Source organism: Paenibacillus sp. ov031, from assembly GCF_900143165.1.
In the GTDB taxonomy this organism is placed as follows: Bacteria; Bacillota; Bacilli; order Paenibacillales; family Paenibacillaceae; genus Paenibacillus; species Paenibacillus marchantiae.
In genome coordinates this window covers 393735-405820 of record NZ_FRDO01000004.1, presented here as the reverse complement: position 1 = coordinate 405820, position 12086 = coordinate 393735, and the positions used below count along the sequence as shown (strand labels likewise).

Genomic DNA, 12086 nt, shown 5'->3' with positions numbered 1-12086 from the left:
TGATTCCTATGTTTGGATCAGTATACCTCAGAGTAGATGATGACGCAGGAGAGAGTTAGACCACTTGAATAATGGCGGAAATCTCAGAGTAACCGACTCTGGGATTTTTTGTGTTTAAACTAAAGGGAAGAATAGTTGAATTAAACAATGGCATAATATTACTAAAAAAATGGAGGAAATGCCCTTGTCTAAACGGATTGTTTTATTAGTTTTTATCTTTATGCTTTCTGTTGGAATCAACAATGACCTACTCATCGCATCAGCTAAACCTACGCAAGCTTTTTCAAATGTGGATTTGGACAAGCTGCAAACTGTTACGGATTTCAAACTCTTTACGCCGTCTTACTTGGTTGAAAACTATAAATTAGAAATTAAGGAGCCATACCCGTTTGTTATTAGTCCACCCGTTTCAAAAGTTAGACTTCATTTTTTTGATGAATCAGGACAGACATATTTGTTTGGAATTGAAGAACATAAGGCGGGTGGATATAAAGTAAACCGAGTTGTCACTAACGTCGATGTTCGTAACCGATCAAGTACAACACGAACTATAGTCGAGGATTTTAAGTTTAATGAACATGGAGAGAAAATGAACATAAATGGAATCGAAGGGCGATTTGAACCATGGGCTAACCATATACCAGGAGGATACCTACGATGGGTACAAAATGATACTTTCATTGAAATGGACAGCGGAGAATTAACTAAAGAGGAAATGATCGCGTTAGCAAAATCAATGAGATGATTCAGTAATTCAAACTAACGGAAAACGAAAGCAATTAAGGCTGCCATCTTACATGGGAGCCTTTTTAATATTTGACTTTAAGTAGACTATGAAAGCGGAATGGCTTTTATCCTTGAAATTAAGCAACAAATTCGATATAAATCCGTTGTAGTATGAGAGAGGTGATATGATGTGACAAAAATGAGTAGTTGGATTTTAATGTTGGTATTAGTGGTACCCACGATATTTGCTGGGTGTTCATCAACAGAAAAAAATGAAGAAACTGTGACTCAAAGTGTAGTAGCATCTGATTTTGTTCTCGAAGTAACAACGCCAACTATTATAGTTACTGGTGAAGCAATAAAAGTAAAAGGGACTCTTAAATATACGGGTATTCAACCCGTTGAAGTTTCCCATGGAGAACCAATCATTCGTTTTTACTTTTCGGGTAGTAACGAGGAGCGTAATTATAAGGATATGGCATATTTAACTGACTTTAAGTCAGGTCAACTAGTTGAGGTTGAAGATGAATTTATAGTAACAAAAAAAGGGAAACAAAATCTTCTTGTAAATATTGATGGGGATATCTCATTAACAATGAATCCAATTGAAATTCTTGTTAAATAATCTTAGTTGAATTCAACTAACGGGCAGGTTAACTCAATGCCATTTTGTGAATTACAGATGTAACTTTCATTGATTTGATAGCGTTATTAATAACGAGGAACGTCTTATAGGTTCTAGATTAACTAATAAAAGAATACGAGGGATAAAGTTGTGAAAAAAAAGGGGCTTTTTTTGGCTGTTTTATTATTATCTTTAACAACAGCGACCGTAACTGCCTGTGATTCAACAAGTTCAACTCAAGAGAATAACTCTACTCTAAAGTCTGGTGTATTATCAAGCAAATCAACAAGTACAACCCTTACTAATTCTTTAAGTGAAGAAGAGAATAAACCCTCGCACTATATTGCTTCTGGGGGCGCAACGGTACAGCAACCCTTTTCAATAAATCCGGAATTCGTACATATAAAACTTCTAATGAAGAACAATAGTAGCCATGAAGTCAATGTTAGTTTAACACACTTAGAAACTAGTAAAGTGTATTTCGCTATAACTATTGCTGCCGGGGAATCTTCGGATTGGATAAATATTAATCAAGGTTTCACGCAAGGCATGCGTACTGGAGGCTACTTGCTTCAATGGAGTGGTGGCGGTTATAACGTTAATGGGGAAGTATGGGGAGCAGCTGTTTCAGACCCGGACGATACTGCTCCTCTATCCTTATTGAACTAACGGGCAGGTTAGTTTTAATTGAGGTATCGCTGCACGGAATCAATAGCATAAATTATATGGTAAAATATAGGATGAGTACTATTCAAAAAATGAGGAGGCAACAAATACATAATGGTCAATGACCTATACCTAAAAATTGGTCTCTTAGTTTTAAAGAAAAATCTAGTTCAGTTAGCATTTCAGTTTTTTATTTCTGCGTTAATCGGAGTTATATATACATTTATGATCATTGATGAAACGATAGGTGGATATATTAATAAAGTATTACCGAGTAAGGATGGACCGAATTTTCATCAATATTTGCCCATTGTGATCACTGTGTTAATTTACTCGTGTTTCATTCAAAGAAAAGAAAGAATTTTTATAGAAAAAATCTCATTCAGTTGTCTTCATATTTTGATTGCAATACTAAGCTGTATTTCTTCTCTTATCGTTATCATGATGGTTCAATTCCCATTGATGAACTAACTAAATTATCAACTAACGAGCAGGAACGAGCAGGCTAGTTCACGGTACTAAATATACTAAAGGGCAGAATACCACGAAGCTTAGGAGGAGTAGGAAGATGATTCGGGGTGTAATTATTGAAGGGATGTCTACTGTAGGAAAAACATCATTATTTTCTGCTATAAAGAGATTACATAGTCAAACACAGAATAATGAAAAAACTATAATTGCAGTAAGTGAACACTATTCACAAGTATTGCATTCACACCAAGGTGTTTTAAGATCCATGGATAAGGATGAACATATTTCACTTCTAAGTCGACAGGTTGATTATCTTGAACAACAATACGATTGGATTAGCTCTCTTGGTCATTCCAAACCATCCAAAGGTATATTTTTTCTTTTAGAGAGGTTTCATGTAAATCATAGAGCTGCATTTAAAGCCTCTCCTGAGATTGAGCTGCTTGAGAAACGTCTATCCAGGATGAATGCACATTGTGTACTCTTAACCTTGACCCCGGATGCTGTTGAGTCTAGGTTTATTGAAAGTCGCGGTGAAGCGTGGAAGTCATATGTGATGGGAAAGTCTACTACTACCCAAGTATGTGAAACGTTTTTAGATAATCAAGAAAAACTTCGAATGGCTACGAAACAATCATTGATTCCAACTTTAGAGATTAACACAGATGAAGCAGACTGGGAAGTTTATGCAAAACAAGTCCTTACGGATTTACGTTAAACGATGGCGTTCAACCAAGACACTACGGAATTTGTTCAGATATCAGTTAAATCAAATGAAAAGCTTCATTGATGAAACTATTGGATGGCAGCAGGTTAAATTAATCAATGAGTTGAAGAGGGGGAAATCGAAATGAAGACAATCAAGTGCATGATGGACCACCTGTACTGGGCAGACGGACGTATCTTGGAAGCACTCGAAGAGAGTGGGACGAAGAACAAGGACCTTCTGAAACTCGTTCGGCACGTCGCGGTCGCGGAACGAGTCTGGTTGTCTCGATTGCAGGGCAAGGGCAGTGCGCAATATTCGTTGTGGGAGGAATCGGAAGACCTGACGGCGATCCGGACGATATTCGAAGAAAACGCTGAGCAATATCGCGTCTATATCGAAGGGCTTGAGGAATCTGAGTTGGACGAAATGATCGACTATGCGAATCAGAGTGGGGTTCCATTCCAAACATCCGTAAGGGACATCCTCTTGCAGGTTCTCTTACATGGGCAATATCACCGAGGACAGATCAATCGGGCACTTCGGATCGAATCGGCAGAGCCTGCCCAAGTCGATTACATCACGTTCGCGAGGCTCTAACGGGCAAGATAGCGTGGCATATAGAGGACTGGATATTCATAGATAGGTTTCTTAATAAGAGGAAAAGAAACCTATCCTGGGGATAACCGAAAGAGAATTAGAAAATATAGGTTTTAATTAATCATTAAACTCAACAAACACATGCATATACTTATCTAATCCTGGAAGACCAGTCGTTTCTTTGATATCCAAAAATTTAAGTTTTTCTTCCCAGTCCACTCTTTCTTGGTCGGACTCATCATCAGCTACTTCAAAAATATATGCTAGAACAAATGCATCGATACTGGAGACTCCGTTTTTCAATTGTACCCACTCTTGCGGAAGAACTACTTGGTTCTTACCCACTTCGATGCTCTTACCAGAGAAATTAAGAATCAATTCCTGTCCTTGATTTTTAATCGTAGTCACTTTGTTCTTTCCATCCCATTTAATTGTTGCTCCGGATGCTTTAAAGACATCCTTCACTGGAACATAAGTGGAGTTATACGTCGTTGTAGTCAACTTGTGGTCCTTTGTGATATTTAGTTCTATCTTTTTTAATGAAGGATTATATGTATACGCTGCACGTTCCTTAAAAGGTAGATCCTTTAAAGGTTGGTCCGTAGCAGATGCAACCGACACTACACCCACAACTAAAGTTGACATCAAAAATAGAGAAACTAATCGCTTCATCTTGATTCCTCCTTAAGTATTGTTATTCACGTAACATAAACGCTACAAGACAGGAAAATGTTTCCTTTAAAATCCAGTTGTATGAAAAGGGAGAATAGGCATGGAAATTAAGATACGAGAAATTGCAGCGAATGATTATACTGAAGTTGTTTTTTTATGGAACGATGTGCTTGAGATTCGCAATGTTAATGATGAAAATTTTCGAGATACTACAGAAAAAATGAATGAGGACGGGAATTACAAAACATTTGTTGCATTATTTGAAAATGATGTGGTTGGTTTTGTAACTATAGTTCAGGCATTGTCCATAGGGGCTTCGATTGGTTATTTACATATACAAGCTCTTGCCGTTAAAAAAGAATTCCAGCATCGTGGGGTAGGTACACAACTATTAAGACATACTGAAAATTATGCTAAAGAACTCGGAATATCTAGTATTATTTTATGTAGCGGATTCAAGCGAACTGATGCCCATGCTTTCTATGAGCATAATGGCTATGACAAAGATTCATACTGCTTTGATAAGATTATTAACCTTGACTAATTAATAATAATTAAATCAAATTCATCAATTATTTCCTTTACTTGAGAGGGGATTGAGACGTATAATCCGTTCAGACATCAGAGCAAGAAGAGGGGAAAAATGATTATGAATAACGGGTTAGTCAACGCTATTATTGCGTATATCATGTGGGGGGTTCTCCCGCTTTATTGGAAGTTGTTTAGCGAAGTTCCGGCAGGCGAGATTCTGTCGCATCGGGTTGTTTGGTCTTTCGTTTTTATGGGTATTCTGGTCGCCGCCCAGCGTCGCTGGGGTGACATAAAGCGGATTGCAACTAACCGCTCGCTTCTTCTGTCCCTCACCGCCAGCGGAATGCTGATTGCAGTTAATTGGCTTATCTTCATCTGGGCGGTCAACAACGGCCATGTCGTCGAGACAAGCCTTGGTTATTATTTGAATCCGTTGCTGAACGTCTTGTTAGCGGTTCTCTTCCTTCGTGAGAAGCCAAACCGCGGCCAATGGCTCGCGATTGCCATCGCTGGAGCAGCGGTGCTTATCATCGCGATTGACTATGGACGGTTTCCGTGGGTCGCGATCTCGCTGGCCGCGTCATTTGGCTTGTACGGCCTGGCGAAGAAGAAGATCAAGCAAGACGCTTCTATAGGCTTATTCTCGGAGACGGCTGTAGTCCTGCCTGTCGCGCTCGGCTACTGGATCTATTTGGCCGTTGTGGGGAAAACGACGGCATGGACGCTGCCTGCACCGACGTTCATTGAATTGCTTCTTTCCGGCGTGGTCACGGCGCTACCGCTGCTCTTTTTTGCGCGAGCAGCCGCCCGGATGTCGCTGTCAACGCTCGGCTTCGTTCAATACATCGGGCCGACGATCATGCTGTTACTGAGTATATTCGTATTCAAGGAATCGGTCTCGCCGGTTTTGCTCGTTGGCTTTGCTCTCATCTGGACAGCGCTCGTGGTATACGCTACAGCATCGATTCGCGGCGCGAAACTCGCGAAGGCGAGTTGATGGCATAGTACCCCGGTAGGGATGAAGTGGAAAACCCTGGAGCATCAATCAAACGAAAGGCGTGGGATTGCCATGACTACAGCCACACTTAGCAAATGGGGAAATAGCAGTGCAATTCGCATTCCTAACCAATTGCTTAAGCGTCTTAATCTGGAAGAAGGCTCGGAAATTGAGATTTTGGTGACAGAAGATAATGAATTGTTGTTGCGTCCAAAAACCAAGCCTGTAGAGTCCAATGAGGAACTACGTAACCATCTAAAGACGTTGCTCTCTAAAGTGAAACAGGATACAAGACATGAAGAAATAGACTTTGGCACAGAAGGGAACGAGCTACTTTGATCATTCCCAGCCATACGACCAGACAACTGTACTAACATGAATTTAATGAAGTAACGGGTTTTGCTGTTGTATGTCGCTTAATGAGACAATCCCAATGAAATCAGTTCTACGCAATGTCCGTTCTATATTGGCATAATTGAAGATTATTAGCTGTTCGTATACCTAAATCCACGTCTAACTCAGAGACGTGGATTTTTTCTTTCATACCTAAATAGATTCGTCCATCACTGACGCTTCGAACAAGAGCCGAAAGGCACTTATAAGTTGGAAAGAAAGATTTTTAATCCTCTGAAAAAGCTTCCATTTATAGTATGATAAGACTATCGCTAGCTTCTTCAAACATGGCCTGTATTATCTCTGCGGCTATCGGGCAAAGGCCATATCGAATGATCACGAAGACCATCCTATAGATAAAGATAAGGAGATCCAAATATGACAGTAACTTCGATCATGGAACAAATCCGCATTATCGAATACGATCCCTCCTACGCCGCTGCAATCGCTGATATGTGGAACCGCAGCAATGAAAGTTGGGGAGGTGGCACCAACCAGAGAACGGAGGATACCGTTCGCCGGGAGATGGAGACTTCGTCCAATCTTCATGTATTTCTCGCCGTTCATGAGAAAGAGGTTGTTGGCTTCTGCAGTTTCGCCCACTACCGCTATGACGAGAATGCCCTGTATGTACCGCTGTTGAATGTGCGCCCCGATTATCACGGCTACAAGGTCGGACGTAATCTGATCCTGAACGCCGTTCGCAAGACTGTGGAAGCGGGATGGCCTCGCCTGGATCTGTTCACTTGGGCAGGTAACACCAAGGCTGTACCGATGTATAAGAAATGCGGGTTCTTCTGGGAAAAAAAGGATGAAAATGTGCATCTGATGAACTTCATCCCGACCATTTTGCAGACGGAAGCACTTGCTCCTTATTTTGAGGAGCTGGATTGGTACGCAGACAGCACCCGCGAACTCGTCATCGAGCCGGATGGCCGACGGGAGCGTGGTTTCGATTTCTTTGATTATTCCTGGAAAAAGGGAGATATCTCCTTGCGAGCCGAATTCGAGAAGTCTGGTCGCGGGCTGACGGCTCTCGAAACACCAGATTACGAAATTACCACAGAGATCGACGATCATGATCTCGTATTTGGTTCCGCATACAAGGTTCGCTACCGGATCACGAACCGCTCAGCATCCGAGCTGAAGTTCGAGATCAAGGGTCAGAACAACAAAAATATTCGTTTTGCGCTGGACGTTGCAAGAGCAGTTGCTCCGGGAGAAACGGTAATCGTGGAGGGCGAATTCCAACTTGATCCTGTTCAAGAGGAGCAAAGTCAGAATAAGACCCATCCCGTTGTCACAAGCACATGGCTGATCGGTGGCAAAAAGGCCGAGTTTCGTATGGGCGTTGCCCCGAAATTCCCGGCCAAGATCAACACGGCGTTGCCCGTAAAAGAGCTCTATACAGGCATCCCGGCCGATTTGTACCTGAACGTGGAGAATAATTTTGATTCCGAAGCGGAGTTCACTTTTGACCTGCCGGAGGATGAATTTCTAGAATGGACAGAACCTTCGGTGCGCTTCACAGTTCCTGCAAAAGGCAAAGCATCTGTACCGGTAACCTTCATTTTGCGTTCGTATGGTCTCTATTCGAGAGAAGTTGAGGTAACGGCCATTCCGACGGATAGACAGGCGGTCTCTTTCACAACCAAGCTGTCTGTTCTGATGAAAGGTACACAAGGACGTTACGGTGGGGAAAACGGAGATCAGTGGGTGGCCGTGAACGGTGCATTCTCCCTCCATATGAGCAAGCAAGAAAACAACATGTGGATTGAATACCCTGGCTCCGTCCACACGTTCTGGTGGACCTATCCGAAGCTCGGTAAGCCATTTGCAGAAGAGTTTTCCAAGAAACAAGCCAAGGAAGTGAACATCTATCCGAAGGGAGAAAACCAGGTTCTCGAAGCACTGTATGAATCGGAAGACTTTCCTGGTTTGGAGATCAAGTCCGTCGCCAAGCTGTCTGCTAATGGAATCGCTGAATTTCACCACGAGATTGGGAATACTCGCAGCGCAGAGCTGGAAGAAGATATGTTCTTGATGACGAACTTCGGTTTCTTCGGTAATCGGCTTATTCTCCCGTACCAAGGCCGTTATGTGGATATGGGTGATGCGTACTCTGGCGATCCGAGCCATTGGGACAGCTCGCAAATTACAGAGAACTGGCTGTTCTGTAAGGAAGAGTACGGTGCTTGCGGTATCTATTGGGACCCTTCCCTGAAGCTGCTTCGTCCGGAACACACACTAGGGTTACAGCATGAGCTTGGCCGGATTCCAGCAGGAGCCGTTGTGCAAACGAAGGCGACCGTATTTGCTCTGAACACCTTTGCCAAATGGCAGGATTTCCGATCTTTCGCCCAAAAACGGCGGAGCCCGGTTCTACCGAAGCTGGACAACCATCTTGAGCTGGCATTGGGTGGTGGCAATCCGTTCGCCCAGGATGTACTGACAGCGGAACTGATCGAACGGAAGATGGTCCCGCTCGCTGGAAACCTGGAACTGTACGTGCAGAATGGTGGCACACCAGAGCATTTAGCTGCTGATATGGAATTAAATCGAGAGCAGGATCTGCGCTCCACTAAATTGGAATTCTCCCCTGAGGGAAAGGATGAGACAGGAGAAAGCGAATTTGGCTGGAAGGTTCGGGCCGTATATCGAGGCGAGGATCGGATTCATGAACGGACCGCCCTCTGGTATCCGCAGACAGGAACAGCCGTTGATTGCGTGATTGAAGAAGGTCCAGCAGGTCCTGTGTACACGGTGAGCAACGGAGTTCTTTCGATGGCAGCTGCCCCTGGTTTCGGAAGTGTCGTGCATTCCCTGAAGTACCAGGGTGAAGAATGGCTGGACAGCACGTATCCGGAAGCAGCCCCGCGTTCCTGGTGGAATCCATGGTACGGCGGACTTGGTGTGGGTATCCCTGGTATGAACGGTTTCAGCCGACAGTTGGAACAAAGAAGCGCGGCTTGGACGGAGCGTAAAGATGACTACGGTAACGTCTGGAAAGGAATTCAGATCACGACCCGCATCGAGAAACATGAAGCGAATCGGGGAATCACGGTACAGCAGCATTATCTCATGCTGCCCGGCGTTCCTGTTCTCTGTGAGATGCATTCAGTTACAAACGATAGCGGCTTGACGCTGGATTACTCGCTATCGGAGGAACATTTCTTCAAACCTTCGCCTGTCTTTGCTGATGGTTGGCTGGAACACCCCGAGCAAGGGCGGTACCCTCTCGGAAAGGTAGACGGATATCTTCAGTCCAAGGGTTTCTTGCGAATGGGTGCAGTTTCGCGTAAAGACATGCTGCATGCAGTGAATCGTTACCCTAATCAGAACGCTGCGGGGTTTGTGAACAATGTGGTGCTTGGTCACAGTGTGTATCACAATCTGCCACTGCTGAACGGGGAAACGGTCTGGACAGAGCCGACCTATCTGATCTTGGGGCAAATTCCTCTGAATCCAGAGGATGTACGTGGCCTTCTGCAGCTAGACTTTGCAACTTCAAAAGGTGAAAAGGAGGCTTAACATGCCGATTATTGATATTCATATTCATCTGTCGGACATCGACAGCTTTCATAGAACGGCGATCGATTTATCGAAAGTGGATTACTCTGCCGCTGGCCTCAAGGCGGAGTTTGATAAGAACGACGTGATTCTTGGTATCGGAATGGGGGTTACGGAGCAGACGAAGGGAGCATTTCCGGATTCCAGCTCTCCCAACCCGATGGGACTTGATTTGGAAGAAACGGTTCCGTCATTCCTCATGGAATGCGTCGGCATCAATCCAAACCACCTTGGTGGTGAACACGCTCAGGACGAGCTGGACCGGATTGAAGCACGATTACAAGCTCCTGAGGTAGCCGGAATCAAACTATATGCGGGGTACTATCATCACTACGTGTATGACAAGATCTACACACCGGTCTATGAACTGGCAGCCAAGTATAACGTGCCTGTGGTCATTCATACGGGCGATACGTACTCCATGAATGGATTGCTCAAGTATGCACATCCGCTGACCGTGGACGAATTAGCCTTTCAACAGCGCGGCGTGAATTTTATGATCTGTCATTTGGGTGATCCTTGGGTGATGGATGCCGCTGAAGTTGTGGCGAAGAACCCTAACGTTTACGCAGATCTGTCCGGCCTCGTTGTCGGTGATCGGCCCCATTTTGAACGATTTATGAACGAGCCCTTATTCATGGATCATTTCCGCCGGGCGCTGGTGTATTCGGATCATTACGAGAAAATGCTGTTCGGAACCGACTGGCCGCTTGCGCCGATCGATCTGTATGCAGAATTCGTCCGCCGACTTGTGCCGGAGCAGCATCATGAGAAGGTATTCTATGAGAATGCTTTTGGTTTATTTCCGCGCATTAAACAGCGAATTGCAGATTTGGGTTAAGCACCAGTTCATAATTGTTTGTGAAAAATGTAAGCCATGTAGGTCGTGGAAGCATACGGTGTTCATGCTGAATCTATATCATGTAAGCTCCTGTCACCTCTGGTGGCAGGAGCTTTTTTTTCGGCAAAACAGTGAATTCATCTTATGCTTAACCTGGAATAAGGAGGGGATTAGGAGAACAAAGGTTGAGTTACCATCTTCATATACTTTTTTAAGTCGTCTTTTGCATATGAGTGTTGTTCCCATACCCCAAGGTTCCAACTCATATAGCGGATGCCAAGGTATCGGGATGCCAGGGAGAAATATTTTTCGAATTGATCTTGTGGAATATCGTATCCGTGGGAACTTAGGGCCTCCCGATAGATGTCTACTTGTCTCATATGGCTACAGCGTAGAGGAATATCGAAGAACAAGGAGCCGTACCTTGCTTCCTCCCAATCAATAAAATAGACATCCTCATTGTTATGTACCAGTACGTTTCCGGGATTCAGATCATTATGGATCATCGTATGCATATGTTCATCTCTGATCAGAACTTCAAGATCATCTACGATGGTACTGGCTAGAGCTTCAATTTCCGATATGATTGGTAATCCAAATTCCGCAATGAATGCTGGGTTTTCTATGGCGGCGTTCCACGAAGGTTTCCAACGATTTTCCATCATGCCGATGATATGATTCCGATCCACAGTGGGTATCCAGGGCATTTCTTTTTGTAACCCCATATTCGTTCCATGTATGTAAGCCAGCGCTCGTAATTCTTTATTCTGAAGCAGATCCATATCCAGATGGCTATAATCGGTTTGGTAGTCCACATCCTGAATGCAGATCAAGCAGCGATCTTCAGTATGAGGCTCACTTGTTAGACTAAATGGCACATTCGCGCCTTGTGAAAATAATCTGGTCAATGCAGAGCGTTCTATGAACGTGGCTTTCTTCGTAATGACAGAAATGTCCTTTTGCACTCCATTGACTAGGAATTCAATATGATGTCGAAGCAATTCCACGGCCTGAAGTCCCAATTGGATAGGGTTACTTTCCATGCTTAGGATGTGAGCATCCGAGGATACATACTGATGGATGGTTTGTTCTATTAATGCTTGTACTGTGATAGATTCCTTACTCATCTGATTGCTCCTTCCTGCTTATTAGTTAAGTAGCTTACCAAGCTTCGCTGTAGTTACAAGTGAAACAAGCACCTTATTGGTGAGCCCACTCTACAAGAGCATTCCTGTGTTTCTCAGCAACGTCCCTATTTTGCTATTGTTTTTGTGAAGACCTAATTACG

12 protein-coding genes are annotated in these 12086 nt (G+C 43.7%); 10 read left to right on the top strand and 2 right to left on the bottom strand.

Annotated elements, in window-relative coordinates; all coding sequences use genetic code 11:
* The first annotated feature begins 184 nt into the window (after positions 1-184).
* The 5 genes from BUA17_RS19330 to BUA17_RS19305 all read left to right on the top strand — a co-directional run bounded on the left by BUA17_RS19330 (position 185) and on the right by BUA17_RS19305 (position 3794).
* Complete coding sequence (locus BUA17_RS19330) at positions 185-745, top strand: DUF4367 domain-containing protein (protein ID WP_072734646.1); 561 nt, start codon at positions 185-187, stop codon at positions 743-745.
* A gap of 171 nt (positions 746-916) precedes the next feature.
* The gene (locus tag BUA17_RS19325) at positions 917-1351 is read left to right on the top strand and encodes a hypothetical protein (protein WP_072734645.1); all 435 of its coding nucleotides are present in this window, start codon (positions 917-919) and stop codon (positions 1349-1351) included.
* A gap of 150 nt (positions 1352-1501) precedes the next feature.
* Positions 1502-2020: a hypothetical protein gene (locus BUA17_RS19320; RefSeq protein ID WP_083584774.1), complete on the top strand. Its 519-nt coding sequence runs from the start codon at positions 1502-1504 to the stop codon at positions 2018-2020.
* A 565-nt stretch (positions 2021-2585) separates the two neighbouring features.
* Positions 2586-3206: a hypothetical protein gene (locus tag BUA17_RS19310; protein ID WP_072734643.1), complete on the top strand. Its 621-nt coding sequence runs from the start codon at positions 2586-2588 to the stop codon at positions 3204-3206.
* A gap of 132 nt (positions 3207-3338) precedes the next feature.
* Positions 3339-3794 (top strand): DinB family protein, encoded by a 456-nt coding sequence (locus BUA17_RS19305; protein ID WP_072734642.1) that lies wholly within the window; start codon positions 3339-3341, stop codon positions 3792-3794.
* Between the two features lie 117 nt (positions 3795-3911).
* Here the strand turns inward: BUA17_RS19305 and BUA17_RS19300 are convergent, their stop codons facing one another.
* Positions 3912-4466, bottom strand: coding sequence for a stalk domain-containing protein (locus BUA17_RS19300; protein ID WP_072734641.1), 555 nt, complete (start codon positions 4464-4466; stop codon positions 3912-3914).
* 100 nt (positions 4467-4566) lie between these two features.
* Here BUA17_RS19300 and BUA17_RS19295 point away from each other — a divergent pair, with 100 nt between their 5' ends.
* The 5 genes from BUA17_RS19295 (at position 4567) to BUA17_RS19275 (ending at position 10798) form a co-directional block, all read left to right on the top strand.
* Positions 4567-5010 (top strand): GNAT family N-acetyltransferase, encoded by a 444-nt coding sequence (locus tag BUA17_RS19295; RefSeq protein ID WP_072734640.1) that lies wholly within the window; start codon positions 4567-4569, stop codon positions 5008-5010.
* A 105-nt stretch (positions 5011-5115) separates the two neighbouring features.
* Positions 5116-5994 carry an EamA family transporter RarD gene (rarD, locus tag BUA17_RS19290; RefSeq protein ID WP_072734803.1) on the top strand — a complete coding sequence of 293 codons (879 nt, stop codon included), beginning with the start codon at positions 5116-5118 and terminating at the stop codon, positions 5992-5994.
* A 72-nt stretch (positions 5995-6066) separates the two neighbouring features.
* A complete protein-coding gene (locus tag BUA17_RS19285) occupies positions 6067-6333 on the top strand; it encodes an AbrB/MazE/SpoVT family DNA-binding domain-containing protein (RefSeq protein WP_036617560.1) in 267 nt (88 codons plus the stop codon).
* Positions 6334-6765: 432 nt separating this feature from the next.
* Positions 6766-9918, top strand: a complete 3153-nt coding sequence (locus BUA17_RS19280; RefSeq protein ID WP_072734639.1) for a GNAT family N-acetyltransferase — start codon at positions 6766-6768, stop codon at positions 9916-9918.
* A gap of 1 nt (position 9919) precedes the next feature.
* Positions 9920-10798, top strand: coding sequence for an amidohydrolase family protein (locus tag BUA17_RS19275; RefSeq protein WP_072734638.1), 879 nt, complete (start codon positions 9920-9922; stop codon positions 10796-10798).
* A 170-nt stretch (positions 10799-10968) separates the two neighbouring features.
* On the opposite strand, the gene BUA17_RS19270 is transcribed toward BUA17_RS19275, so the two are convergent.
* The gene (locus BUA17_RS19270; RefSeq protein WP_072734637.1) at positions 10969-11925 is read right to left on the bottom strand and encodes a phosphotransferase family protein; all 957 of its coding nucleotides are present in this window, start codon (positions 11923-11925) and stop codon (positions 10969-10971) included.
* Between the last annotated feature and the right edge of the window lie 161 nt (positions 11926-12086).